Source organism: Stenotrophomonas sp. 28608_Sma, from assembly GCF_056486185.1.
In genome coordinates this window covers 4,303,001-4,328,522 of the sequence record NZ_CM151308.1, presented here as the reverse complement: position 1 = coordinate 4,328,522, position 25,522 = coordinate 4,303,001, and the positions used below count along the sequence as shown (strand labels likewise).

At 66.4% G+C, this 25,522-nt stretch carries 24 protein-coding genes and 1 pseudogene; 19 read left to right on the top strand and 6 right to left on the bottom strand.

Going from position 1 to position 25,522, the window contains the following annotated elements; translation table 11 throughout:
• Nucleotides 1-23: 23 nt before the first annotated feature.
• A complete protein-coding gene (gene smeF, locus ACZLHH_RS20430) occupies nucleotides 24-1,424 on the top strand; it encodes a multidrug efflux RND transporter outer membrane subunit SmeF (RefSeq protein ID WP_180844688.1) in 1,401 nt (466 codons plus the stop codon).
• 146 nt (nucleotides 1,425-1,570) lie between these two features.
• Here smeF and ACZLHH_RS20425 read toward each other — a convergent pair whose 3' ends face one another.
• From ACZLHH_RS20425 to ACZLHH_RS20410, 4 genes are all read right to left on the bottom strand, one after another.
• Entirely contained in the window at nucleotides 1,571-1,993 is a 423-nt protein-coding gene (locus tag ACZLHH_RS20425) for a low affinity iron permease family protein (RefSeq protein ID WP_107433304.1), read from the bottom strand.
• A 76-nt stretch (nucleotides 1,994-2,069) separates the two neighbouring features.
• Entirely contained in the window at nucleotides 2,070-2,396 is a 327-nt protein-coding gene (locus ACZLHH_RS20420; protein WP_014038526.1) for a hypothetical protein, read from the bottom strand.
• Nucleotides 2,397-2,471: 75 nt separating this feature from the next.
• Nucleotides 2,472-2,732 carry a hypothetical protein gene (locus tag ACZLHH_RS20415; protein WP_049421388.1) on the bottom strand — a complete coding sequence of 87 codons (261 nt, stop codon included), beginning with the start codon at nucleotides 2,730-2,732 and terminating at the stop codon, nucleotides 2,472-2,474.
• A gap of 200 nt (nucleotides 2,733-2,932) precedes the next feature.
• Nucleotides 2,933-3,385: a nucleoside deaminase gene (locus tag ACZLHH_RS20410; RefSeq protein ID WP_005411083.1), complete on the bottom strand. Its 453-nt coding sequence runs from the start codon at nucleotides 3,383-3,385 to the stop codon at nucleotides 2,933-2,935.
• Between the two features lie 80 nt (nucleotides 3,386-3,465).
• Here ACZLHH_RS20410 and ubiE point away from each other — a divergent pair, with 80 nt between their 5' ends.
• The 7 genes and pseudogenes from ubiE (at nucleotide 3,466) to ACZLHH_RS20375 (ending at nucleotide 9,507) form a co-directional block, all read left to right on the top strand.
• Entirely contained in the window at nucleotides 3,466-4,227 is a 762-nt protein-coding gene (gene ubiE / locus ACZLHH_RS20405) for a bifunctional demethylmenaquinone methyltransferase/2-methoxy-6-polyprenyl-1,4-benzoquinol methylase UbiE (RefSeq protein ID WP_005411082.1), read from the top strand.
• A gap of 302 nt (nucleotides 4,228-4,529) precedes the next feature.
• A complete protein-coding gene (locus ACZLHH_RS20400) occupies nucleotides 4,530-6,458 on the top strand; it encodes a M1 family metallopeptidase (RefSeq protein WP_180844687.1) in 1,929 nt (642 codons plus the stop codon).
• 125 nt (nucleotides 6,459-6,583) lie between these two features.
• Nucleotides 6,584-7,315, top strand: a complete 732-nt coding sequence (locus ACZLHH_RS20395) for a hypothetical protein (protein WP_180844686.1) — start codon at nucleotides 6,584-6,586, stop codon at nucleotides 7,313-7,315.
• A pseudogene (locus ACZLHH_RS20390) lies at nucleotides 7,315-7,389 on the top strand (HAD family hydrolase); the annotation flags it as partial. The gene ACZLHH_RS20395 and the pseudogene ACZLHH_RS20390, both read left to right, overlap by 1 nt.
• A gap of 61 nt (nucleotides 7,390-7,450) precedes the next feature.
• Nucleotides 7,451-7,951 carry an Imm70 family immunity protein gene (locus tag ACZLHH_RS20385; protein ID WP_180844685.1) on the top strand — a complete coding sequence of 167 codons (501 nt, stop codon included), beginning with the start codon at nucleotides 7,451-7,453 and terminating at the stop codon, nucleotides 7,949-7,951.
• Nucleotides 7,952-8,074: 123 nt separating this feature from the next.
• A complete protein-coding gene (locus ACZLHH_RS20380; protein WP_180844726.1) occupies nucleotides 8,075-8,905 on the top strand; it encodes a hypothetical protein in 831 nt (276 codons plus the stop codon).
• Entirely contained in the window at nucleotides 8,902-9,507 is a 606-nt protein-coding gene (locus tag ACZLHH_RS20375; RefSeq protein WP_180844684.1) for an HAD family hydrolase, read from the top strand. Before ACZLHH_RS20380 ends, ACZLHH_RS20375 begins: the two co-directional genes overlap by 4 nt.
• Before the next feature lie 243 nt (nucleotides 9,508-9,750).
• Here ACZLHH_RS20375 and ACZLHH_RS20370 read toward each other — a convergent pair whose 3' ends face one another.
• On the bottom strand, nucleotides 9,751-10,689 hold the full coding sequence (locus ACZLHH_RS20370; RefSeq protein ID WP_014038522.1) for a carbohydrate kinase family protein: 939 nt from the start codon (nucleotides 10,687-10,689) through the stop codon (nucleotides 9,751-9,753).
• A 283-nt stretch (nucleotides 10,690-10,972) separates the two neighbouring features.
• Here ACZLHH_RS20370 and ACZLHH_RS20365 point away from each other — a divergent pair, with 283 nt between their 5' ends.
• The 9 genes from ACZLHH_RS20365 to ACZLHH_RS20325 all read left to right on the top strand — a co-directional run bounded on the left by ACZLHH_RS20365 (nucleotide 10,973) and on the right by ACZLHH_RS20325 (nucleotide 23,034).
• Nucleotides 10,973-12,019 (top strand): rod shape-determining protein, encoded by a 1,047-nt coding sequence (locus tag ACZLHH_RS20365; RefSeq protein WP_005419402.1) that lies wholly within the window; start codon nucleotides 10,973-10,975, stop codon nucleotides 12,017-12,019.
• 121 nt (nucleotides 12,020-12,140) lie between these two features.
• A complete protein-coding gene (gene mreC, locus ACZLHH_RS20360) occupies nucleotides 12,141-13,301 on the top strand; it encodes a rod shape-determining protein MreC (protein WP_180844683.1) in 1,161 nt (386 codons plus the stop codon).
• Nucleotides 13,298-13,783, top strand: a complete 486-nt coding sequence (gene mreD, locus ACZLHH_RS20355; RefSeq protein ID WP_049463232.1) for a rod shape-determining protein MreD — start codon at nucleotides 13,298-13,300, stop codon at nucleotides 13,781-13,783. Before mreC ends, mreD begins: the two co-directional genes overlap by 4 nt.
• 3 nt (nucleotides 13,784-13,786) lie before the next feature.
• Nucleotides 13,787-15,856, top strand: a complete 2,070-nt coding sequence (gene mrdA, locus ACZLHH_RS20350; protein ID WP_180844682.1) for a penicillin-binding protein 2 — start codon at nucleotides 13,787-13,789, stop codon at nucleotides 15,854-15,856.
• Entirely contained in the window at nucleotides 15,853-16,965 is a 1,113-nt protein-coding gene (gene rodA, locus ACZLHH_RS20345; protein WP_032130317.1) for a rod shape-determining protein RodA, read from the top strand. Before mrdA ends, rodA (ACZLHH_RS20345) begins: the two co-directional genes overlap by 4 nt.
• Before the next feature lie 192 nt (nucleotides 16,966-17,157).
• Entirely contained in the window at nucleotides 17,158-18,237 is a 1,080-nt protein-coding gene (gene rodA / locus ACZLHH_RS20340) for a rod shape-determining protein RodA (protein WP_180844721.1), read from the top strand.
• Between the two features lie 1,059 nt (nucleotides 18,238-19,296).
• Entirely contained in the window at nucleotides 19,297-20,442 is a 1,146-nt protein-coding gene (gene mltB / locus ACZLHH_RS20335) for a lytic murein transglycosylase B (RefSeq protein ID WP_049400491.1), read from the top strand.
• Complete coding sequence (locus tag ACZLHH_RS20330; protein WP_071229501.1) at nucleotides 20,439-21,713, top strand: septal ring lytic transglycosylase RlpA family protein; 1,275 nt, start codon at nucleotides 20,439-20,441, stop codon at nucleotides 21,711-21,713. Before mltB ends, ACZLHH_RS20330 begins: the two co-directional genes overlap by 4 nt.
• A gap of 100 nt (nucleotides 21,714-21,813) precedes the next feature.
• Nucleotides 21,814-23,034: a D-alanyl-D-alanine carboxypeptidase family protein gene (locus ACZLHH_RS20325; protein WP_032130313.1), complete on the top strand. Its 1,221-nt coding sequence runs from the start codon at nucleotides 21,814-21,816 to the stop codon at nucleotides 23,032-23,034.
• A 174-nt stretch (nucleotides 23,035-23,208) separates the two neighbouring features.
• Here the strand turns inward: ACZLHH_RS20325 and ACZLHH_RS20320 are convergent, their stop codons facing one another.
• Complete coding sequence (locus ACZLHH_RS20320) at nucleotides 23,209-24,282, bottom strand: lipid A deacylase LpxR family protein (protein WP_032130312.1); 1,074 nt, start codon at nucleotides 24,280-24,282, stop codon at nucleotides 23,209-23,211.
• A 261-nt stretch (nucleotides 24,283-24,543) separates the two neighbouring features.
• Between ACZLHH_RS20320 and ACZLHH_RS20315 the strand changes: the two genes are divergently transcribed.
• Both ACZLHH_RS20315 and lipB read left to right on the top strand, forming a co-directional pair.
• Entirely contained in the window at nucleotides 24,544-24,822 is a 279-nt protein-coding gene (locus tag ACZLHH_RS20315) for a YbeD family protein (RefSeq protein WP_005411067.1), read from the top strand.
• Nucleotides 24,810-25,520 (top strand): lipoyl(octanoyl) transferase LipB, encoded by a 711-nt coding sequence (gene lipB / locus ACZLHH_RS20310; RefSeq protein ID WP_032130311.1) that lies wholly within the window; start codon nucleotides 24,810-24,812, stop codon nucleotides 25,518-25,520. The genes ACZLHH_RS20315 and lipB overlap by 13 nt, the downstream gene beginning before the upstream one ends.
• Nucleotides 25,521-25,522 lie beyond the last annotated feature (2 nt).

The following is a 25,522-nucleotide window of genomic DNA, read 5'->3' as shown; positions in this document are numbered from 1 at the left end:
CCTCCTGCCATCCGGCAGTACCGATGGAAGTCATTCCCATGAAAAGTGCATCCCTGTTTCTTTCCATTGCCGCCGCGCTCGCGCTCGCCGGCTGCTCCACCCTGGTGCCGAAGAACACCGCCGTTGCTCCGGCCATTCCGGCGCAGTGGCCGGCCGAGGCCGCGCAGGGCGAGGTGGCCGATGTCGCCGCCGTCGGCTGGCGCGACTTCTTCACCGATGCGCGCCTGCAGCAGGTGATCGACCAGTCGCTGCAGAACAACCGCGACCTGCGCGTGGCCGTACTCAACGTTGAACGCGCGCGCGGCCAGTACCGCGTACAGCGCGCCGACCGTGTGCCCGGCGTGGCAGTCACCGGCCAGATGGACCGCCGTGGTACCGACGCCGGTGTCAACGAACAGTTCACCGCCGGTGTCGGCGTGGCCGAGTTCGAGCTGGATCTGTTCGGCCGCGTGCGCAATCTCAGTGAAGCGGCGCTGCAGCAGTACTTCGCGGTGGCCGCCAACCGCCGCAACGCGCAGTTGAGCCTGGTGGCCGAGACGGCTACCGCATGGCTGACCTACGGTGCCGACGCGCAGCGGCTGAAGATCGCCGATGCCACGCTGAAGACCTACGAGGATTCGCTGCGCCTGGCCGAGGCCCGCCACGAACGTGGTGGCAGTTCGGCGCTGGAGCTGACCCAGACCCGTACCCTGGTCGAGACCGCACGTACGGACGCCGCACGCCTGCGTGGCCAGCTGGCCCAAGACCGCAACGCGCTGGCGCTGCTGGCCGGTGGCCAGCTGGATCCGGCGCTGCTGCCGGACAGCATCGAGCCGCAGCTGCTTGCACTGGCACCGCCGCCGGCCGGCCTGCCCAGCGACGTGTTGCTGCGGCGCCCGGACATCATGGCCGCCGAACACCAGCTGCTGGCGGCCAACGCCAACATCGGTGCGGCACGCGCGGCGTTCTTCCCGAGCATCTCGCTGACCGGCAGCATCGGTAGTGGTTCGAGCGAATTGTCCAACCTGTTCGACAGTGGCACCCGCGTGTGGAGCTTCCTGCCGAAGATCACGCTGCCGATCTTCCAGGGTGGCAAGCTGCGCGCCAACCTGGCCATCGCCAATGCGGACCGTGACATCGCGCTGGCGCAGTACGAGAAGTCGATCCAGGTGGGCTTCCGCGAAACGGCCGATGCGCTGGCATTGAATGTCAGCCTGGATGAGCAGGTCAGTTCACAGCAGCGCCTGGTGGAAGCGGCCGAACAGGCCAACCGCCTGTCGCAGGCACGCTACGACGCTGGCCTGGACAGCTTCGTGACCCTGCTTGATGCGCGGCGTACCGCCTACAACGCGCAGCAGACCCAGCTGCAGGCGCAGCTGGCGCAGCAGGCCAACCGCATCACCCTGTACAAGGTGCTGGGCGGCGGCTGGCACGAGCGCGGGTAAGCAGTGCTTCTGGTAGGTGCCAACCTTGGTTGGCACGGATGCGTCAGCGCAGGCGGCTGGCCCTGTGCCAACCAAGGTTGGCACCTACCTGGAGATCGAGGGTAATGCCGGCCGCGGGCCGGCATTGTCATTCCAGAGCGTGTGCGCTACACCGCTTCATCGTCGCGCCGTGCTGCATGGCAGGCGCGCACCCGCGCCAGCGCGTCGCCGGCTTCGCGGGCCATCTGCTCGTACTCACGGCGGATTTCTTCCAGCCGCTCCTCGTCCAGTTCTTCCAGATCCAGAAGCTCGTTGTTGGCCTCGCTGGTCGCGCGGATCAGCTCGTCCAGCTTGATCTGCATCGCCGCGGTGTCCGCGTTCTGCGTGTGCTGGATCAGGAACACCATCAGGAAGGTGATGATGGTGGTGCCGGTGTTGATCACCAGCTGCCAGGTGTCGTTGAAACCGAACACCGGACCGCTGACGCCCCAGATCACCACGATGGCTACCGCAGCCAGGAAGGTCCACGGCGAACCGGTGGCGGCCGCGGCCTTCTTGGCGATCGTATTGAACAGATTGCGTGCTTTCATCGTCGTCGTCCCACTCAGGTGACGAGGATGATCGGCAGTAGCTCGTGCAGGGGCCGTGCAGCCGTCGCGAGGCAGCTCAGGCGCGCAGGCGCGGGGCGTCCTGCAGGCGCACCGGGCTGGTCTGGTAGACGTGCTGCCAGCAACGGTCGACGAATTCGCGGGCCTGGGCTTCGCTCAGGCGCGGCATGATCTGCAGGGCGTACTGGGTCTGGAACATCTCGTCGCGCTGCGCATTGCTGGCGCGCGGCTGGGTGATCAGCGAATCACAGGCGAACTTGATCCACGGCACGTAGGAGCCGAACGAGTTGTGCGGTAGTGCGCCGTCGGCATGCTGGCGACGCCAGTGGTCAAGCTCGGCGTCAACGTTGATGACCGGGGGAATGGTGGGGACTTCAGCGTGCATGACAATCCAGTTCGGTTGAGTGGAAAGGGAGTGGGGGTTCATCCGAGTGTGGCCGATGAGGCAGTGGATGCCGCGTCAGCGAGATGTGGAGCCGGCGTTGCGATTGCCTATCAACTGTGCATGCTCGACCGCGCCGAGGTCTTCGGCGATGTTGGCCATCGCATTGCACAGGCGCTCATGGTCGAGCGGATGGCCACGCACCAGTTCCAGCTGCAGGCCCTGGTAGGCGGTCCAGAACAGCGCGCCGCGCTGGTGCAGCGCGTACTGCTGCTGCAGGCGCTCGCGGATGGCATCAAGCATCGGGTCGGGCGTGGGGCGGACGGCGTGCGCGCACATGGCTGGCTCCGCCGGGGGAGAGAAGGCCCCGGTAACCCCACCCTAGGCGCCTCGGCCGGGTGGGGTGTTACCGCAGCGTATGCACGCAGCGCAGCTGACTGTGCGCGGGTTCACAGCAATGGCCGCAAACGCTGCCGGCACTAGGGCAGGCCGGCACTGAAGCGTTCATTAAGCGGGTTCAACAGGACACTGCGCGGTGTTCATTCACCGATGTCTTCGTTCCAGATCTCCGGATGCTGCGCAATGAAGCCGCCCAGCAGGTCCACGCATTCCTGGCTGTCCAGGTCGATCACGTTGACGCCGTTTTCGCGCAGCCAGTCGATACCGCCCTGGAAGGTGCGCGATTCGCCCACCACCACGGTGCCGATGTTGAACTGGCGCACCAGCCCCGAGCAGTACCAGCACGGCGCCAGGGTGGTGACCATGATGGTGTCCTGGTAGCGGCGCTGGCGGCCGGCCTTACGGAACGCATCGGTTTCGCCGTGCACCGACGGGTCGCCTTCCTGCACGCGGCGGTTGTGGCCGCAGCCGAGCAGGCGGCCGTCGTTGTGGTACAGCGCCGCGCCGATCGGCACGCCGCCTTCGGCCAGGCCCTGGCGGGCTTCGGCGATGGCGGTCTGCAGCAGGGCCTGGTAGTCGGGCGTGGTGATCATGCGGGGCTCCGGTAAGTCGTGGCCCGCCATGATACGGGCAGGGGGTGCCGCTGGCCCCCGGCGGTGCGATAATCGGGGCCATGAGCGAATCCCCCTACAAAGCCGGTACCACCCATTTCGGGTTCCGCGACGTCGCCGCCAAGGACAAGCAGAAGCTGGTCGGCCAGGTGTTCACCTCGGTCGCGCGCAACTACGACCTGATGAACGACCTGATGAGCCTGGGCGTGCACCGGGCGTGGAAGCGCTACTACGTGGCGACCGCGCAGGTGAAGCCGGGCGACCGTGTGCTCGACCTGGCAGGCGGCACCGGCGATATCGCCGCGCTGCTGAAGGAGCGCGTCGGCGCCGAGGGCTCGGTGGTGCTGGGCGACATCAACGCCGGCATGCTGTCGGTCGGCCGTGACCGCCTGACCAACCGCGGCCTGGTGCTCGGCCTGGACTACGTGCAGTGCAACGCCGAAGCCCTGCCGTTCCCGGACAACAGCTTCGACCTGGTGACCATCGCCTTCGGCCTGCGCAACGTGACCGACAAGGACGCTGGCCTGCGCGAGATGTACCGCGTGCTGAAGGTGGGTGGCCAGGCCCGCGTGCTGGAATTCTCCGAAGTCACCGCCGACTGGTTCAAGCCGATCTACGACTTCCACTCGTTCAAGATCCTGCCCAAGCTGGGCAAGCTGTTCGCCAATGATTCGGACAGCTACCAGTACCTGGCCGAGAGCATCCGCAAGCACCCGCCGCAGGACGAACTGAAGGCGATGATGGGGCAGGCCGGGTTCGAGCGCTGCCACTACAAGAACCTGACCGGCGGCATCGTTTCGATCCACTCCGGTTACAAGCTGTAAGCCCTGCTCTGGTGGGTGCCAACCTTGGTTGGCACACGCCTGCACCGGGCGCTGACACATCCGTGCCAACCAAGGTTGGCACCTACCGGTAGAGGCCAACCTTGGTTGGCATGCGCCCGAGGCGCAGCGCAGCCCCGGCCGCCCGTACCGCGTCCGCCGCCATTCCGGTAGAAGCCAACCTTGGTTGGCATGCGCCGGAGGCGCAGGATCGGCCCCGGCCGCCATTACCCCGCACCGCGCAACGCCTGCGGAGCCGGAGGGAGTTACCATTGGGGGTCTGATCCCCGTAACGGTCCCGATTCATGCGTAATCCGCTGATGCTCCTTCCGCTGGCCGTGGCCCTGGCCGCCGGCTGCTCCCAGGAGGCGGCCGCGCCCGCCGCCGCCCCGACTGCCGCCAAGGCCCCCGCCGCCCCCGTGAACGCCGAGAACCGCAGCCACGACGAAAGCTCGTACGCCGAGCCGGACAAGGTCGTCATCAAGGACATCGCGCTGGACCTGAAGCTGGACTTCGACCAGAAGCAGATCGGCGGCACCGCCACCTACACCCTGGAATGGAAGCAGAAGGACGCCAAGCACCTGGTGCTCGACACCCGCGAGCTGAGCGTGTCCAAGGTCGAGGCGATCGCCGCCGATGGCGCGCGCAGCCCGCTGCAGTTCGTGCTGGCCCCGGTCGACAAGGTGTTCGGCAGCAAGCTGACCATCGAGACTCCGGAGCAGCCGGCGAAGGTGGAAGTGACCTACCACACCGCACCGACCGCCTCGGGCCTGCAGTGGCTGGCGCCGTCGATGACCGAAGGCAAGAAGCTGCCCTTCATGTTCAGCCAGTCGCAGGCCATCCATGCCCGTTCCTGGGTGCCGCTGCAGGACACCCCGAGCGTGCGCTTCACCTACAGCGCGCACGTGGTCTCGCGCCCGGACGTGATGGTGCTGATGAGCGCCGACAACGATCCGAAGGCGGCGCGTGACGGTGACTACACCTTCAAGATGCCGCAGCCGATTCCGTCCTACCTGCTGGCCATCGCGGCCGGCGACCTGGTGTTCGAGCCGATCTCCGGCCGCTCCGGCGTCTGGGCCGAGCCGACCATGGTCAACAAGGCCGCCAAGGAATTCGAAGACACCGAGAAGATGATCGGTGCCGCCGAGAAGCTGTACGGCGAATACCGCTGGGGCCGTTACGACATGCTGGTGCTGCCGCCGTCGTTCCCGTTCGGCGGCATGGAGAACCCGCGCCTGACCTTCGCCACCCCGACCGTGATCGTCGGTGACAAGTCGCTGGTCTCGCTGGTCGCCCACGAACTGGCGCACAGCTGGTCGGGCAACCTGGTGACCAACGCCAGCTGGAAGGACATCTGGCTCAACGAAGGCTTCACCACCTACGTCCAGGGCCGCATCACCGAAGCTCTGTACGGCAAGGAAATGGCCGAGATGGAGAAGCAGATCGACCAGACCGATCTGCTGGCCGAAGTGAAGGACATGAGCCCGGCCGACCAGGCGCTGGCGCTGCCGCCGCTGAACGAGCGTGACCCCGACGAAGCCCTCAGCCAGGTTGCCTACGTCAAGGGTTCGTGGTTCCTGGAGTTCCTGGAACAGCGCTTCGGCCGCGAAACCTTCGATCCGTTCCTGCGTGGCTGGTTCGATGACCACGCCTTCCAGAGCGCGAACACCGACCAGTTCGTCGAGTACCTGAAGAAGAACCTGCTGCCGAAGAATCCGTCGGCAGTGACCGATGCCGAACTGAAGGCGTGGCTGGACGAGCCGGGCATCCCGGCGTTCGCGGCCAAGGCGCAGTCGCGCAACTTCAGCAGCGTCGATACCGCGCGCATCGCGTTTGCCAGCGCCGGCACCGTGCCGAGCAGCCAGGTCATCGCCGACTGGAGCACGCAGGAATGGGTGCGCTTCATCGACGGCCTGGGCGCGACCCAGCCGCTGGACAAGCTGGCCACGCTGGACAAGGCGTTCCACTTCACCGGCACCCCGAATGGCGAGATCGCCATGCGCTGGTACCCGCTGGCAATCCGCAGCGGCTACGAGCAGGCCAATGAAGGCGCGGCCGCCTTTATCGAGCGCGTCGGCCGTCGCAAGCTGATCCTGCCGATCTACGCCGAACTGGTGAAGACGCCGAAGGGGCTGGAGCTGGCCAAGCAGGCCTTCGAAAAGGCCAAGCCGGGCTACCACCCGATCACCACCGCCTCGGTCCAGGACATGCTGGCCAAGGCCGAAGCCAAGTAAGAAAACGCGCCGGGTATCCCCCGGCGCTTTTCTTTGTAGAGTCGAGCCATGCTCGACTGGCTCTTCAACAGCAGTCGAGCATGGCTCGACTCTACAAGAATGCGAAAACACCAAGGACCTCCGCCATGAAACGACTGATCCTGCTCACCGCCTGCACGCTGGCCCTGGCTGCCTGCAGCAACCCCGAGGAAGAACGCAAGGCGCAGGAAGCCGCCGCAGCCGCCGTGCAGGCGGAGAAGGAAGCCAAGGCCGAAGACGTGGCCAAGCAGTACGACATGGCCGTGGCCGCGCAGGACTGGGAGCGTGCGCGCCTGCATGGCGCCTCGCTGCTGGACCAGTACAAGGACACCGCCGCCGCCGAGCGCATCGCCGCAGGCTTCGACGAGGTCAAGGCCAAGGGCGATGCCGCGCGCGACCTGCGCCGCATGCAGGCGCTGTGGCAGTACAACCAGATTCCGGTGGGCAACAAGGGCAACCAGGTTTCGGCGCAGATCTACAGCAAGGAACGGGTGGACGTGGACGGCAGCGGCGCCAAGCCGGTGCAGCTGGTGTTCCGCGATCACCCGGAGTGGAAGCGGCATGCCTACCTGGTGCTGCAGGCCGGCGACTTCCGCTGCCCGCAGTGCACGGTGAAGGTGACCGTGGACGACGGCAAGCCGATTTCCATGGCGGCCTGGCGCCCGAAGACCGATGAAGCCATCGCGCTGTTCATCACCGACCAGAAGGCGCTGTGGAAGCTGGCGCGCAAGGGCAAGTCGATCAGCATCGAGTTCCCGGTCAAGGCCGGCGGCACCCGTACTGCGGTGTTCGAGACCGGTGGTGTCGATGCCAGCCGCATGCCGCAGTGGTGGCAGTGATGGTCGCGACGGGCAGCGCAGTGCACGCGCTGTCCGCGATCCGGCACTGGGTGTTCGACATGGACGGCTCGGTCGTGGGCCGGTTGATAAGTCAAATGGGGCAATATCTCCCTCATCCATCAGGTTTGAAGAAGAATGAAAGATGTAGGTGTTCTTGCCGCAATGACAATATCTGTCTTAGGCCCGGCTTCTGATGTTGACTGTTTCTTTAAGTCAGTTGTGTTCTTTCTTGAGAACGGCAAAAGAGGAAGCAAGTACCCCTCGGTTACAGAGAAGCTCTATTGCCGCTCTTTAAGTGAAAGCGAACTGGCTGAGCTAAAGGTAGATTTGGAGAGCATAAGGGTTGAGTTTGATGGCATTCCCGCGGATGGCTTTGATAAGGGCGCTTTCGGGGTGAGTGAGGGAAACACTCGTTTGCTTTTGAATGGTAATACTCTGGCTGACATTTTTTCTCGATTCTTCAAGGCCATTCTTGATGCCGTTGAATGTTCAGATGCCTTTCATGAGGAATTTAATGAGTGCGTACCTTTAAGGCTCGGCTTTACCGACGCGCCTGACTATATTTTTGATGTGAATCGTCCCGAAGACTTGTATAACTCTATTGCTTCCGACGAGTTGCCGTTCTGGCTTCGCTGATCTGCAGAAGTTTCATTCTTTATCTGGCGTCGGCTTAAATGGTGTCAGGTAACACGTTGGTCGATGTGGCCCGCTGCCAGGGATGCGGCAAGGGCTCTGTTTTTCCATTCCTGGATTCCTTTCATGCCTCCAGTTGTGTTGCTGTCGCTGTACCGGCGTCTGTGCCCGATTGCCGCTTTCTTCCTGTTTGGCCTGGAGGCCGTGATCGTGCTGTGCTGGGCGCTGTTGCGCGGGTCGCGTCGCCGGGTGGAACGGCGCCCGACGGCGGCGACCGAAGCTGGTTGGCTCTGGCGGGTACCGGTGGCAGTGCTGGCGCTGCTGGCAGCACCGGCAATGGCGGCGGCGCCGCCTGCGGGTGAACCGGGCAGCGCCTTTCCGGTGCAGGGCGAACAGGGCCAGCACGCCATTCCAGCAGGCTGGACACTGGCCTGGATGGACGGTGACCGCAGCGGCAACGGCGAGGTACTGGCCGAATACCTGCCGCCGGGCGAGGACCTGCAGCGCTGGCGTGGCGGTTATCTGCTGATCCATCGTCTGCCCATGCCCGATGCCGAGGTGATGAAGCAGGTCGCGGCCAGCGGCGCCACTCTGGTGCAGGTTGCGGTTTCGCAGCAGCAGGACAAGGCGCGCGGATTCTGTGTGGGCACGTTCACGCCCACCAGCGCACGCAGCAACCGCTTCAACGGCGTCGAGTTCGCCGTCGCTGGCGGCTTCTGCGACAAGGTAGGCCCGGCCGCGCCGTTCGGCGAAGGTGCGGTGGTGGCCTACCTGCAGGGCAATGGCTTCATCCACCAGGTGCAATACGGCTGGCGACCGGCCGATGCGGCCGAGCAGCGCCGTGACCTGCCGTACCGGATCGCACCGGCGAAGGTGGCCGGCTACATGCAGGCAATCACCGCCAGCACGTTGTGCGGTGGCGCGTCGCAGCCCGCCTGCACGGCGCAGGGCGAATGAGCATGGCGTTGGCACGGGTGCGGCACTGGGTCTTTGACATGGACGGCACGCTGACCGTCGCCGTGCATGACTTCGCCGCGATCCGCCGCGCGCTGGAGATCACCGCGGAGGAAGACATCCTCGACCATATCGCAGCGCTGCCGGATGCGCCGGCGCAGGCCAAGCGCGAGTGGCTGCTGGATCACGAACGTGCGCTGGCCGAGGAGGCACTGCCGGCGCCGGGTGCGGTGAAGCTGCTGCGCGCGCTGTCGGCGGCGGGCTGCCGGCTGGGCATCCTGACCCGCAACGATCATGCGCTGGCGAAGCTGACCCTGGACGCGATCGGGGTCGGGGAGTTGTTCGACGATGCCGACATCATCGGCCGCGATGAAGCGGTACCCAAGCCGTCGCCGGATGGCCTGCAGCAGCATCTTCGACGCTGGGGAATCGGGGCTGCGGAGGCGGTGATGGTCGGAGACCACGCCTATGACCTGGAGTGCGGGCGCGCCGCGGGCGCCCATACCGTGCTGGTCAACCTGCCGGAGAACCCGTGGCCAGGCAGTGCCGACTGGCATTTCGCCGATTGCCGTGCACTGTTGGCGGCCTGGCAGCAGAAGGGGTAGTGCCGGCCGCTGGCCGGCAGTGTCGACCAAGGTCGAAACCTGCCAGGGCACAGCGTGTCGACCAAGGTCGACACCTACCAGAGCAAAGCGTGTCGACCAGGGTCGACACCTACCAGAGCAAAGCGTGTCGACCAGGGTCGACACCTACCAGAGCAAAGCGTGTCGACCAGGGTCGACACCTACCAGAGCAAAGCGTGTCGACCAAGGTCGACACCCACCGAGCGGGTGCGCGGGCAGTTTGGTTTACGCGCCCAGCGCGTAACCGAACTGCTGCTTGAACTGCTCGTTGAACTCATCGAAGGTGAAACGCTGGTTCTGCGTGCCCGGGTGCTCGACCTTCAGTGCGCCCATCAGGTTGCCCATGCGGCCGATGGTCAGCCAGTCGTAGCCCTTCTGGATGCCGTAGATCAGGCCGGCGCGGAAGGCGTCGCCACAGCCGGTCGGGTCGACCACGCGGCGCTCATGCGCCGGCGGGATGTCGTAGCTCTTTTCCGGGGTGTGGATGACCGCGCCCTTCGGGCCACGGGTGGTGATGTAGGCCTTGACCCGGCTGACGATCTCTTTCTCATCCCAGCCGGTGCGCTCCTGCAGCAGGTTCGACTCGTAGTCGTTGACTACCACGTAGTCGGCCTGCTCGATGAACGCGCGCAGCTCCGGGCCGTTGAACAGCGGCATGGCCTGGCCCGGGTCGAAGATGAACGGAATGCCGTCTTCGTGGAATTCCTGCGCGTTCTGGATCATGCCTTCGCGGCCGTCCGGGCCGACCAGGCCCAGGGTCACGCCCGGCACGCCACGCACGTGGTTTTCGTAGGAGCGCATCATCGCGCCCGGGTGGAAGGCGGTGATCTGGTTGTTGTCGTGGTCGGTGGTGATGAACGCCTGCGGGGTGAACAGCTCATCGATCACGCGCACGCGCGACAGGTCGATGCCCAGGCCGTCGAAGTATTCGCGGTACGGGCCGAAGTCCGAACCCACGGTCCCCATCGGGATCGGCTGGCCGCCCAGCAGGTGCAGGTTGTAGGCGATGTTGCCGGCGCAGCCGCCGAACTCGCGGCGCATGCGCGGCACCAGGAAGGACACGTTCAGGATGTGCACCTTGTCCGGCAGGATGTGATTCTTGAACTGGTCCGGGAACACCATGATGGTGTCGAAGGCAAGAGAACCACAGATCAGAGCGGACATCGATGTAAGCCTATGCGGTGAATTTTGGGGTGGGCCGGCCCGGTTCGGCGGGCAAGCAAACGGCGCCCTTGGGCGCCCGACGGCGCAAAGGTTACCCGCTGGTGCCGCTCAGGGCCAGAACCGGGTGAGACCCGATCAGGCCGAAAGCCTGTGAAGACGCGGGTTCAGCTAGTTTTTTCCTTGCTCGGCGGCAGGCGGGTTGCTAGGCTTGTCGGCCTCGATTTCTGCCCATTTTTTCGCCATCCCGCGGCGGGCACGACACCCCTCAGGACTCCTTCCTCAGATGTTCAAGAAACTCCGTGGCATGTTCTCCAACGACCTGTCCATCGACCTGGGCACGGCCAACACCCTCATCTACGTGCGCGGGCAGGGGATCGTGCTGAACGAGCCATCGGTCGTGGCCGTGCGTCAGGACCGTGCCATTGGTGGCACCCGCTCGGTGGCAGCCGTAGGCGCCGAAGCCAAGCAGATGCTTGGCCGTACCCCGGGCCACATCACCACCATCCGCCCGATGAAGGACGGCGTCATCGCCGATTTCACCTACACCGAGGCGATGCTCAAGCACTTCATCAAGAAGGTGCACAAGTCGCGCGTGCTGCGCCCGAGCCCGCGCGTGCTGGTCTGCGTGCCGGCCGGCTCGACCCAGGTCGAGCGCCGCGCGATCAAGGAATCGGCCGAGGAAGCCGGTGCCCGTGACGTGTTCCTGATCGAAGAGCCGATGGCCGCCGCGATCGGCGCCGGCATGCCGGTTACCGAAGCCCGTGGCTCGATGGTCATCGATATCGGCGGCGGCACCACCGAGGTTGCGGTGATCTCGCTCAACGGCATCGTCTATTCGGCCTCGGTCCGCATCGGCGGCGACCGCTTCGACGAGTCGATCACCAACTACGTGCGCCGCAACCACGGCATGCTGATCGGTGAAGCCACCGCCGAGCGCATCAAGGTCGAGCTGGGCTGCGCCTACCCGCAGGCGGAAGTGATCGAGATGGAAATCTCCGGCCGCAACCTCGCCGAGGGCGTGCCGAAGATGATCAAGATCAGCTCCAACGAAGTGCTCGAGGCCCTGCACGAACCGCTGTCGGGCATCGTCAGCGCGGTCAAGCTGGCGCTGGAGCAGACCCCGCCGGAACTGTGCGCCGACGTCGCCGAGCGCGGCATCGTGCTGACCGGTGGTGGCGCCCTGCTGCGTGACCTGGACCGCCTGATTTCCGAGGAAACCGGCCTGCACGTGCAGGTGGCGGACGATCCGCTGACCTGCGTGGCCCGCGGCGGTGGCCGTGCGCTGGAGCTGGTCGACATGCACGGCAACGAGTTCTTTGCGCCGGAATAAGCCGTCCCGGCTGCCTGCGCCCGCAGCGCCCCTCCGGGGTGCGGCCCACCATGAGGGTAGGCCGGCACCGGCGGGGTGTCCGCGTGTTTCCCTTCCGCCTTCTGCCAGTTGAATCGTTGCCGTGCCGCCCTACGCCGGACCTCCCGTTGCTTCCCGATCCGGTGATGCCGCCAGCCCGCTGCGTCTGCTGGCTTATCTCGCACTGGCCATCACCCTGATCGTGCTTGACGACCAGGCCGGCTGGCTTGCGCAGCTGCGCGGGCAGGCCAACAGCCTGGTGCAGCCGGTATGGGCACTGGCGGGACTGCCGGGCAAGCTCGGCAACCAGGTCAAGGACTCGGCGGCCAGCCACGGCCAGCTGGTCAACGAGAACCGTGAACTGCGCAACCAGCTGCTGCTGGCCAACGCCCGCCTGACCCGCCTGCAGACCGCCGCGTTGGACAACGCCCAGCTGCGTGAACTGCTGAACGTGGCCGAGCGCAGTGGCCTGGACGTGCAGCTGGCGCCGATCCTGGACATCGACCTGGATCCGGTGAAGCAGCGCCTGGTGCTCGACGCCGGCAGCCGCGAAGGCGTGCACGTCGGCCAGGCGGTGATCGATGCCGGCGGTCTGATGGGCCAGGTGATCAGCGTCACTGGCGGTACCTCCACCGTGCTGCTGCTGACCGACCCCGACCATGCCGTGCCGGTGACGGTGGCCCGCAACGGCGTTCGCCTGATCGTCTACGGCCGCGGCGACAAGCTGGAACTGCGCGACATCCCGCTCAGCGCCGGCGTGGAAGTGGGCGATGAGATCGTCACCTCCGGCCTCGGTGGCCGCTTCCCGGCCGGCTTCCCGGTCGGCACCATCACCGGCCTGCGTCCGGACGATACCCATGCCTTCCTGGTCGGCGAACTGAAGCCGGCGGCGCAGCTGGATCGCGGCCGCGACGTGCTGCTGCTGCGCCCGGGTGCAGCAATTCGCTTGCCTGCGGCCAGCGAACTGTCGCCGACTGCACCTTCGGTGCAACCGGCCCCCGCATCCTCCCTTACCCCCGCGCCTTCGGCGCGACCCCCTCAACAAGAGGGGGGCTCTCCACCCGATGCTGGGTCGGCGACGGTAGTGCCGGCCGCTGGCCGGCAACCGACGCCGTCTTCGACGAAGCCGGTTGCCCCCGCATCCTCCCTTGACCCCGCGCCTTCGGCGCGCCCCCTTGAACAACAAGGGGGCTCCACTCCAGCCAGCTCCACGGTAGTGCCGGCCGCTGGCCGGCAACCGACCGCGCCGGAGGCCCAGCGATGAGCCGCCTGCGCGACAACCCGTGGGTGCTGCCGGCCAGCCTGGTGGTGGCGCTGCTGCTGGGCCTGCTGCCGTTGCCGGCGCTGCTGCAGCCGCTGCGCCCGTACTGGCTGGCGCTGGTGCTCGCGTACTGGGTGATTGAAGCGCCTGAGCGTGTCGGCCTGGGCGTCGCTTTCGCCAGTGGCGTGATCGCCGATCTGCTGTACGGCGGTGTACTCGGCGAACAAGCGCTGCGGCTGGTGATGCTGGCCTTCATCCTGCAGCGCTTCCGCGCCCGCATCCGCTTCTTCCCGATGTCCCAGCAGATGCTGGCCATCGGCGGCCTGCTGTTCAACGACCGCATCGTCAGCGCGCTGGTCCACATCGTGGTGGATGAGCCGACCCTGCCGTGGTCGTACTGGTGGGCACCGCTGCTGGGCATGGGCCTGTGGCCGCTGGTATTCGTGCTGCTGGACGCGGTGCGCTTCGGCAAGCGCGGGCGCTGAGCCATGATCCCGCGCCGCCAGGTCAAGAATCCGCATGCCGAAGCCGAACAGTTCCGCCGCCGCGCGGCGCTGGGCTTCCTGGGTGTGCTGGTCTGCCTGCTGGGCCTGGGCGGCTGGTACTTCAAGCTGCAGGTGCTGGACCACGACGTCTACGCCACGCGCTCGGAAGCCAACCGCATCAAGCCGCGGCCGGTGGTGCCCGGGCGCGGCATGATCTACGACCGCAACGGCCGCCTGCTGGCCGAGAACGTGCCCGCCTTCCGCCTGGACGTGACCCCGGACAAGGTCAAGGACATGGACGCCACCCTGGAAGGGCTGGCGAAGATCATCAGCATCAGCCCGGAAGAACTGGAAGCGTTCAACAAGTCGCGCAAGGCGCGCCGCAAGTTCCTGCCGGTCACGCTGAAGCTGCGCATGAGCGACGAGGAGATGGCGCGCTTTGCCGTCGACCGCTGGCGCTTCCCCGGCGTCGAGCTGGAACCCTACCTGACCCGTCGCTATCCCTATGGCGATCTGTTCGCGCACATCATCGGTTACGTCGGCCGCGTCGATGACAAGGACCTGGAAATCCTCGGCGAGGGCAATGCCGCGCTGACCCACATCGGCAAATCCGGCCTGGAGCGTTATTACGAGCAGCAGCTGCGCGGCAAGGTCGGCTACGAGCAGGTCGAGACCAACGTGCAGGGGCGTGCGATCCGCACCATCGGCCGCGTTGCCGCGCAGTCCGGCGCCGACCTGCGGCTGTCGATCGACGCCGACCTGCAGCGCGCCATGGTGGCCGCCTTCGGCGACCAGGAAGGCTCGGCGGTGGCGATAGACCCGCGTACCGGCGAGGTGCTGGCGATGGTCAGCCTGCCGTCCTACGACCCCAATCTGTTCGTCAACGGTATTTCCCATGCCGACTTCAAGGCGCTGAACGACAACCCGTCGCGGCCGCAGTTCAACCGCCTGGTGCTGGGTGGCGTCGCGCCCGGTTCCACGCTGAAGCCGCTGATCGGCCTGGCGGGCCTCGATTCCGGCGTGCGCCGCCCGGAAGACAAAGTGCTGTCCACCGGCATGTTCTACCTGCCCGGCACCTCGCGTGGCTGGGGTGACTCGCACCGCGGCGGCCATGGCTGGACCGACCTGCGCAAGTCCATCGCGCAGTCGGTCAACACCTACTACTACAAGCTGGCGCTGGATCTGGGCATCGAGCGCTTCGACCATTACATGGAGTACTACGGCTTCGGCCAGCCGACCGGCATCGACCTGACCGGCGAGATCGGGGGCATCCTGCCGTCGCCGGCCTACAAGCGGAAGAGCCGCAAGGAAGCCTGGTATCCGGGCGATACAGTCAACATCAGCATCGGCCAGGGTGACTGGAAGGTCACTCCGTTGCAGCTGGCGCGGGGCGTCAGTGGGCTGGCCAACGGGCAGCTGCGCACGCCCCATCTGGTGATCCAGCAGCGTGCGGGATTCGACCACGACTGGATGGCGACCGACCCGGGCGAGAGCAAACCGGTCAGTCCGAACCCGAACAACCTGCAGGCGGTGCGCGAAGGCATGATGGCCACCATGCTGCCTGGCGGCAGCGCTGCGCGGATGGCGGCCGGCGCGCCGTACACGATGGCTGGCAAGACCGGTACCGCGCAGGTCATCAGCCGTAAGGGTACCGCCGCGGTGAATCCGAAGAGCCTGCCGATGCACCTGCGCCACCGCGCGTTGTTCGTCGGCTTTGCGCCGGTCGATCAGCCGGTGATCGCGCTGGCGATCGCAGTGGAGGGCGGTGGTTACGGCGGCGCGGCGGCCGCGCCGATCGCACGCAAGGTGTTCGACGCCTACCTGCTGGGCAAGATGCCCGAAGGCATGCAGCCGCTGGACAGCGAGCGCGGCACCACCGCCATCGGTGCAACCGCATTCGACAACGAAGATGTGGGCGCGCGCCAGGCCGGTGACCTTGCTGCGGCACAACTGGGGGAACACCCCGTGCTGATTGGCGTGCCTGCGCCGGCACCCGCACCGCAGCCGGGGACGCCGGCCGCCGCCGCGCTGCCGGCCACGCCACGCCCGACCACCGCGGAGCCCGCACGATGAGAGTGTTCCTGCGTTGGGCCGGCGACATGCTGCGCCGCTTCTTCAGCACGCTGGACTGGGTACTGTGCCTGGCCCTGGGCGCGCTGATGGTGATCGGCCTGGCCACCTTGAAGAGTGCCGGTGGCGACGGCCTGGTGATGGCCCAGGGCGCGCGCTTCGCAGTGGGCATGGCTGCGCTGTGGGGCATCTCACGGGTACCGATCCTGCGCATCCGTTCGGCTACGCCGATGATCTACGCGATCTCGATGATCCCGTTGCTGGCGGTGTTCGTGCTGGGCACCGGCAAATACGGCCGGCAGTGGCTCGACCTGAAATTCTTCTACCTGCAGCCGGCCGAGCTGCTCAAGGTCAGCCTGCCGATGATGGTGGCCTGGTACCTGCACAAGATGCCGTTGCCACCGCGCTTCAATACCGTGCTTGTGTCCCTGGTCATCATCGGCGTACCGACCGGCCTGGTGATGCTGCAGCCGGACTTCGGTACCGGTGTGCTGATCGCCGCCAGCGGCGTGTTCGTGCTGCTGTTGGCAGGCCTGCCGTGGTGGTGGGTCGGGCTGGGCGTGGGTGGCGTGGCTGCGGTCGCGCCGGTGGCCTGGTTCTGGCTGCTGCGGCCGTACCAGAAGGACCGCATCATGATGTTCCTGGACCCGGAGATGGATGCACTGGGAGCCGGCTGGAACATCATCCAGTCGAAGATCGCGATCGGTTCCGGCGGCTTCGATGGCAAGGGCTGGGGCGAGGGCTCGCAGTCGCATCTGAACTTCATTCCCGAGCAGACCACCGACTTCGCGTTCTCGGTGCTGAGCGAGGAGTTCGGCTGGATCGGCGTGGCCACCGTGCTGGCGCTGTACCTGGTGGTGATCGGGCGCTGCCTGTGGATCGCCAGCCAGTCGCGCGATTCCTATTCGCGCCTGCTGGCCGGCGCCACCGGCCTGGCGTTCTTCGTCTACGTGCTGGTGAACGGCGGGATGATCTCCGGCCTGCTGCCGGTGGTGGGCGTGCCGATGCCGCTGATCAGCTATGGCGGTACCTCGGCGGTCTCGCTGCTGGCCGGCTTCGGGTTGGTGATGGCCGTGCGTAGCCACAATCCAGTGCACGGCGGCTACGGGTAACAACGGCCGCGCCTTTCATCGCGCTTCCATATGCTCGATTGCTTCTCGCTGTTCTGTAGAGTCGAGCCGTGCTCGACTGCTTCTGCTGCATGAAGGGCAGTCGAGCACGGCTCGACTCTACAGACGCAGAAGCACCCTGACAGCTTCACGCAAGCGCGCGTTGTTACCGTGGCCAGCGTGGACTGGAAACGAATGCTTGGCGGCTGCCGTGAGGCGGTGCGCACGATCGACCTGCCGTTGCTGGTCGCGCTGTTGATCCTGATGGGCGCGGGGCTGGCGGTGCTGCACAGCGTGTCCGGTCCGGTCACCGGGCAGGCGGCGCGCTTCGCCGGTGGCCTGCTGGCGATGTGGCTGCTGTCGCGTGTTTCGCTGCTGCGCCTGCGCGCGTGGACACCGGCGCTGTACGCGCTGTCGATGCTGCCGCTGATGGCGGTGTATGTGATCGGCACCGGCAAGTACGGGCAGCGCTGGCTCAACCTCGGCGTCTTCTACCTGCAGCCCTCCGAGCTGCTCAAGCTCAGCCTGCCGTTGATGATGGCCTGGTACCTGCACCGGCAACCGCTGCCACCGTCACCACGCACGGTACTGACGGCCGCAGTGCTGATCGGCGTTCCCGCCGTGCTGATCCTGATGCAGCCCAACCTCGGCACCGCCACGCTGGTCACCGCCAGCGGCGTGTTTGCGTTGTTGCTGGCCGGCCTGCACTGGGGCTGGGTGGCGACGGGGGCGGCAGGGCTGGCGGTGGGCGCACCACTGGCGTGGTTCGGCCTGTTGCGGCAGTACCAGAAGGATCGTGTACTGACCTTCCTCGACCCGGCGGCAGACCCGCTCGGCACCGGCTGGAACATCCTGCAGTCGCGCATCGCGATCGGTTCGGGCGGATGGCACGGCCGTGGCTGGGGGCAGGGCACCCAGGCCACGCTGGATTTCCTGCCCGAGTACACCACCGACTTCGCGTTTTCGGTGCTGGCCGAGGAATTCGGCTGGATCGGTGTGGCGACGCTGTTCGCGCTGTACCTGTTCGTGGTCGGGCGTTGCCTGTGGATCGCAGTGCACGCGCGCGACACGCATGCGCGGTTGCTGGCCGGCAGCCTGGGGCTGGCGTTCTTCGTCTACGTATTGGTGAACGGTGGAATGATTTCCGGCCTGCTGCCGGTGGTGGGCATTCCGATGCCGTTGATCAGCTATGGCGGGACATCGGCGGTCTCGTTGCTGGCCGGTATCGGGTTGGTGATGGCGGTACGCGGGCACCGGCCCGTGCACGGGGGATAGGGTTTCCAGCCAACGGCGCAGCCCCTCGTGGGTGGTCGTGTAACGCGGCTCATGTGTGGGGCGGGCGCGGTGGGTTCGCGGGACACGCCGTAAACCCGTCCTTGGGGGCTCGATGGCGCCATCCATGGCGCCAACGGTCCCGCGAACCCACCGCGCCCGCCCCCTGACAGTTTTCGGGCGTGTCCACCCACGGAAAAGAAAAAGAAGATCAAAAGCAAAACCAGCTTGGCCGCCCGCTTCATTGCTTCCTGTAGAACCGAAGGCAGCGGCAGGAGCCGCTGCCAACGTCGCCCATGGCGACGGCCCGAAGGGTGCCGGTCAGGACGACCGGCATAGCCATGCTCGGCTCTCGAGCAAGCGCAGCGCGCGACCCGCTTGTGATCTTCTCTTTCTTCTCCGTGGGTGGCAGACCACCGAAATCTGTCAGAGGGCGGTCGGGTTGGGTATGCGGGGGTGTCAGCCGCATGGATGCGGCTGCCAAGCCTCCAGGGACGGATTCACGGCGTCCCCCGCGTACCCAACCCGACCGGCCCAGCGGCGGCTTCTGCTTTCCGCAACACACCCCACCCACGAGGGGCTGCGCCGTTGGCTGGAAACTTCCTGACTCTGCGCAACGCCCGTTGTGGAAGCGTTCTCACAACGATGCACGGCAGCACGCCCACTGACCAAAGTCCGGAAAAAGCGTTAGCTGGTTCACACTTTTACAGCGCGTTGATCCTGATCAATGGACTTGTCGTAATCGGCCTGCACAATGGCGGCCCGTTCGGCACGGCGCGCCGTCAATCGTTGCAGCGCGAGGGGGCGTCGGGCGGGAAGCAGTACTGATCCAACGGGTACAGGGAGCGCGGAGCACTGCCACTGGGGAGCGGCAGCCGCGCGGGTACCGACCGGATCCGGTCGCCGGTTGCGTCTGCGGGGATGGGGACGCAACCGGCAACCTCTATCTGAATGGGGAAGTGTGATCACGACGTCTTCACATTTCCCGCTACTCGCAGGCAAATCGTTGTGATTCATGGTGTTAGGGGTTTTAATTCATCCATGACCTGCTAACCTGCGACGATGATTCGACGCACTCTGGCCTGCATGCTCACCCTCGGCCTGGTCGCCTGCGCGACCCAGCCGAAGTCCCCACCGTCTTCGCCCCAGGCCAGCAGTACGCCGCGCCAGCCCGCCGCCAAGGCCCATGGCCCGGCCGAGGCCGCGCCCGAAGCTGCTGCCGCCACCGCGCCGCCGGTCGATCTCACCCCGGTGCCGTTCGAGGTCGCACGGGCCCGCTTCATTGCCGATACCGCCAAGCGCTATGGCCTGAAGCCGGAGCAGATCAGCAGCGTGCTCGACCAGGCGCAGGTGCGCCAGCCGATCATCGCCGCGATGTCGCGCCCGGCCGAACGGGTCAAGCCGTGGAACGAGTACCGGCCGATGTTCATCAGCAAGGCACGCATCGATGGCGGCCGCGCGTTCCTGGCCCAGCATCGCGCCGAACTGGATCGCGTCCAGCAGCGCACCGGTGTGCCGGCCGAGGTGATCGTGGCGATCATCGGCGTGGAAACCAGCTACGGCAAGAATGCCGGCAGCCATCGCGTGCTCGATGCGCTGTACACGCTGGCGTTCTATTACCCGCGCAGCGGCGACCCGGCCAAGCTGGAGCGCGAAGTGCGCCGCGAGCTGTTCTTCCGCGATGAGCTGGCCAAGTTGTTCGAGCTGGGCCGCGAAGAAAACCTGGACATCACCACGCTCAAGGGCAGCTATGCCGGCGCGATGGGCATGGGCCAGTTCATGCCGTCCAGCTACCTCGATTACGCCGTGGACGGTAATGGCGATGGCCGTCGCGACCTGTTCACCAGCTACGACGACGTGTTCTCGTCCATCGCCAACTACTTCGTGAAGAAGGGCGGCTGGGTGCGTGGCGGGCAGGTGGCCGTGCCGGCCACGCTGGCGCCGGGCCGCGAGGAGTTCAATCCGACCGAATGGATGCCGACCTGGTCGCTGGCCGACCTGGCGAAGCGTGGCTACCAGCCCAGCGCAGCGGTGCAGCCGGGCGCCACCGCTACGCCGATCACGCTTGAAGGCAGCACCGGCAAGCAGTACTGGCTGGGCTTCCAGAACTACTACGCGATCACCCGCTACAACCTCTCGAAGATGTACGCGATGGCCGTGTTCCAGTTGTCCCAGGCCATCGCCGGACAGGAGCTGCCCCCGGCATGAACATCAGATGGCTGGTCCCAGGCTTGATCGTCCTCGCGCTGGCTGCCTGCAGCAGCGCGCCGAAGAAGCCGGCCACGGCCGGCCATGGTGGCAAGTCCGGCGGCACTCTGGTGCAGGGTCGTGGCTCGCGCCCGGCACACTGCCCGGAAGGGTCGCCGTACGCGGCGGCCAAGGAAGACCTGAGCACCCGCGGCAATTACACCGCTGGTGGCCTGTACAAGCCGGGCGTGCGCGACAGCACGCCGGATTACATTCCCAACGTGGCCTGCATTCCCGAGCCGGAAGTGACCGCCGAGGAGCGCTCGGCGATCGGCAACAAGTCGCCGTACGTGGTGCTGGGCAAGTCGTACAAGGTGCTCGACGATACCCGCAACTATGTCGAGCGTGGCACTGCGTCGTACTACGGTGCCAAGTTCCACGGCCGCCTGACCTCCAACCGTGAGGTCTACGACATGTACCAGTTCACCGCTGCGCACAAGACGCTGCCGCTGCCCAGCTTCGCCCGCGTGACCAACCTCGACAACGGTGAGTCGGTGATCGTGCGCGTCAACGATCGCGGTCCGTTCCATGATGGCCGCGTGGTCGATCTCAGCTATGCCGCCGCTGTGCGCCTGGGCATCACCCAGCGCGGCACCGGCAACGTGGAAGTGCGCGCGCTGCAGCCGGGTGAGGGCAACCTGCTGGCGCAGAAGCCGTCGCGCCGCGAGCGTCGTGCTGCGGAAGCGGCCGCCGCCAGCGCTGTAGCCAGTGCGCGCCCGGCACCGACCGCGCGTGCCGCCGCCGACAGCGACATCGATCGCCTGGTCAAGGGGCTGCCGGCCGATGGCATGCCGGCGCGTGGCCAGCCGGCCACCACCCAGGGCGTGGCCAGCACCGTGCCGGATGTGGCGGTCAGCAGCCTGCCGCCGAGTGCTCCGCCGGTGCGCAGCACCGCATACGCGCCAGCTCCGGCGGTCGTTGCCAGTACCACGCCGCGCGCCGCTGCGCAGGCACCGGTCCGCACCGCCGCCGCTACCCCCAGCCTGTCGCAGCAGGTGGTGGGCGCAGTCATGGTGCAGGTTGCCAGCTTCTCCAACCGTGACAACGCCAACCGCGCGATGGGCCAGCTCAACGCCGCCGGCATCGTCGGTGCCACCATCAGTGACATCGCCGCCGGTGGCCGTACCCTGTTCCGCCTGCGCGTTCCCGCCAGCGACCATGCCAGTGCCGCGGAACTTGTCGGCCGCATCGCCGGTCTGGGGCTGGGTTCGCCGCAGATCGTCAAGGATTGATCCACCCGGGCCGGTGCTGCCGGCCCATGCTGCCCCGGCCTTACAATGGCCGCTACGTTCCACCCTCCATTCCCGGCCGTCCCCTGGAGCCTGCTGTCCAATGAATTTCCGTTCCGCCGCCACCGCCCTGGCCGCCACCCTGGTGGTGGGCCTGGCTTCCGCCCAGACGCCGCTGCCGACTCCGGCCACGCCGGCGCCTGCCGCCGCCGCTGCCGCCCCAGCCACCGTCGCCACTCCGCCGGCGCCGGCGCCGAGCGTGTCCAAGGCCTGGGTGCTGATGGATTACGCCACCGGCCAGGTGCTGGCCGGTGAAAACATCAACGAACAGCTGGCTCCGGCCAGCATCACCAAGGTGATGACGTCCTACGTGATCGCCGCCGAGGTCAAGAACGGCAAGGTCCGTGCGGATGACCAGGTGATGATGAGCGAGCGCGCCTGGCGCGAAGGTGGCGCGGGTACCGATGGCAGCTACAGCGGCTTCCCGGTCAACCAGACCGCGCGCCTGGAAGACATGGAAAAGGGCATGGCGATCCAGTCCGGCAACGACGCCGCGATCGCCCTGGCCGAGCATGTGGCTGGCAGCGAGGAAGCCTTTGCGTCGCTGATGAACAGCTATGCCGCCAAGATCGGCATGAAGAATTCGCACTTCGTCAACGCCCATGGCCTGACTGCGCAGGGCCACCACAGCACCGCCTACGACCTGGCGCTGCTGGGCCGTGCGATGGTGCGCGATTACCCGGAAACCTACGCGTACAACAAGATCAAGGAATTCCAGGTCGGCAACATCAAGCAGCCGAACCGCAACCTGCTGCTGTGGCGCGATGGCAGCGTGGACGGCATCAAGACCGGCCACACTTCCGAAGCCGGTTACTGCCTGATGAGCTCGGCCCAGCGCGGCGACCAGCGCCTGATCGCCGTGGTGCTGGGCGGCCAGTCGGAAAAGCAGCGTGCCGATGACAGCCTGGCCCTGCTGAACTGGGGTTTCCGCTTCTTCGAGACCCACCGCCTGTACGAGCCGGGCAAGGCCGTGGCCGAGCACAAGGTCTGGAAGGGCACCACCGACAAGGTGCAGCTGGGCGTGGCCCAGCCGATGCTGGTGAGCGTGCCGCGCGGCCGCTACAACGACCTGAAGCCGAGCATTGACGTGCCCAAGACCCTGGAAGCACCGTTCACCGCCGGCCAGCAGATCGGCACCGTGAAGGTGATGCTGGATGGCAAGCTGGTGGCCGAAGCGCCGCTGGTGGCGGTGGCTGCCGTCGAACAGGCCGGCTTCTTCAAGCGCCTGTGGGACAGCTTCTGGATGTGGTGGGAATCGGAATGATCCACGCCCCGGCGTGGTGAAGGAAAAGGCCGGCAAATGCCGGCCTTTTCTGTTTCGGGATGCCGCTTGCGCATGAATCCTGCCGGATGTGGGTAGTGCCGGCCGCTGGCCGGCTCCTCATGAACCCATCCGGATATGCCGGCCCCGGTGTGCCGACCAACGGTCGGCACCTACCTACAGCGACCGGCTGATGGTGAAGCTGCCGAACACCGGCGCTTCGCGCTGGCCGTTGAACTCGCGCGTGCTGTGGTAACGCGCCGCGGCGAACTTCCAGCGTCCGTACATCACCGCCACGCCATAGCCGCCGTAGGCCACCACATGGCGCTTGTCCACACTGTGGCTGTTGCGGAACGTGTTGCCATCCAGCGTGATGTCACGGATCACCCAGGCGGCGTCCGAGGTCGCGAACAGGTGCCAGGACCAGCCATTGGGACGGCCGCCGCGGGTCGGCGCAGTGTTCTCACCGGCCGGGCGCAAGGGCGTGCTGCCGAAGTCGTCCGGCAGCTTCCAGCCAAAGCGCACTTCACCGCCGAGATTGGCCTTGGTTTCCAGGTTGCCGATTGATCCGCCGTAGTGGCTGATGGCGTCCCAACCCCAGCCGTCGGCATTGACGCTGGCATCGCCCGGCCAGCGGCGCATGCGCTCATGGGTCAGCATGAACAGCGGCTCGTTGTGCAGCTGGTTGTCCCAGCCCTTGAATTTCTCGTCACCCAGCACTTCGTGCACGGCATTCTGCACCTGCTTGCCCTGTGCCCACGGGCCAACCACGCCCAGCGTCAGCTGGGTGGTCTGCAGGCGGTCGCCGCTGCGCGCATTGAAACCGAAGTTTGCGATCAGTACGCCGGCGTAAGGGCGGTCGTCCTCGATCAGGTCCCTGCGGCTGAAATCGGTCGGGGTGAAGATGCCCTGGCCGATGCTGAAGATCATGTTCTGCTGTTCGAACTTGCCCGGATGCAGCCCTTCCAGGTACTGGTTCACCCAGCGGGCCATGCGTGGCAGGCAGGGGTCGTCGGTGTAATCGACCAGATTGGGCGAGACCAGGGTCAACAGTGCACCATTGGTATAGCCCTGGTCCTGGTGGCGGCCGCCGAACAGGTCGTTGTCAACGCGGAAATTGACCTGCGGAGGGTGGTCGCGCATCGCGTCCGGGCCACATTGTTCGGCCGCCTGGGCGGCGAGGGGGAGGGCAGCAGCCAGCAGGCCGGACAGCCCGAGGGCTGCAAGGCGGCGTTGGGAAGGGGGGCTCATGTGGAGGTTTTTTCTGTCTGTCGTTATATGCCGCGACACGGTACTCGTGCGGGCGTGATGGAACGAGCGCGTTCGAATCACTTGTCTGTTCCGAAAACGACATTGTCTCGTGAAGACAATCCTGCACTGTCCTGCGGCGCCCCAAGGGGCAACGGCCAATGCTGAACGGCTGTTCAGCTGCAACGCAGCGACTCACCGGTGCACTGTTTGACGTTGATGAATACTCTTGGGTTTGTTGGCCTGCGGCCCGATAATGGGGGCATGGAAATCAAGTCCGACAACCCCGACCACGGCTTCCAGTTCCCCGGCCAGTTCGAGCTCAGTGCCATGGGCCCGGCCAACCGCGGCCTGGAACATGAGCTTCCCCGCCTGCTGCTGGCTGCCGGCATCGATGTGGTGAATGAACGCATCAGCTGGAAGCATTCCTCCAACGGCAAGTACGTGTCCGTGCGCATCGTGTTCAAGGCCGAGAGCCGCGAACAGTACGACCTGGCGCACCAGGCACTGCGCGACCACCCGGAAGTGAAGTGGACGCTGTAGCCGACAGCTGCCCGGCCGAAGCCGCCCCGGAAGACCGCGCGCCGCGCCCGGCGCTGGTCCGCGACCTCGGCCGCCAGGCCTATGAACCGGTGTGGCGCGCCATGCAGCGCTTCACCGACCAGCGCAGCGAGGCCGACGCCGATGAGCTGTGGGTGGTCGAGCACGACCCGGTATTCACCCTGGGCCAGGCCGGCAAGGACGAGCATGTGCTGGCGCCGGGCGAGATCCCGGTGCTGCACGTGGACCGCGGCGGCCAGGTGACCTATCACGGCCCCGGCCAGCTGGTGGTCTATCCGCTGCTGCGCCTGCCACGGCTGGGCATCGGTGTGCGCGACTACGTGTGCCGCATCGAGCAGGCCATCATCGATACCCTGGCCGAGTGGAACATCGGCGCCGAACGCCGCGAGGGCGCCCCGGGCGTCTATGTCGGTGGCGCCAAGATCGCCGCGCTCGGCATCCGCGTGCGCCGCGGCTGCACCTTCCATGGCCTGGCCTTCAACGTGGCCATGGACCTGGAACCTTTCCACCGTATCAACCCCTGTGGCTATCAGGGGTTGCAGGTGACCTCGGTAGTAGACTTGGGTGGGCCCTCCGGGATGGAGGCCGTCAAGCCGGTGCTGCTGGACCACCTGGCCCGCCAGTTCGGCCTGCTGCTGCAGCCCACGCCCGAACTGCCTGATCTTTCTGCGGCCGCCTGACC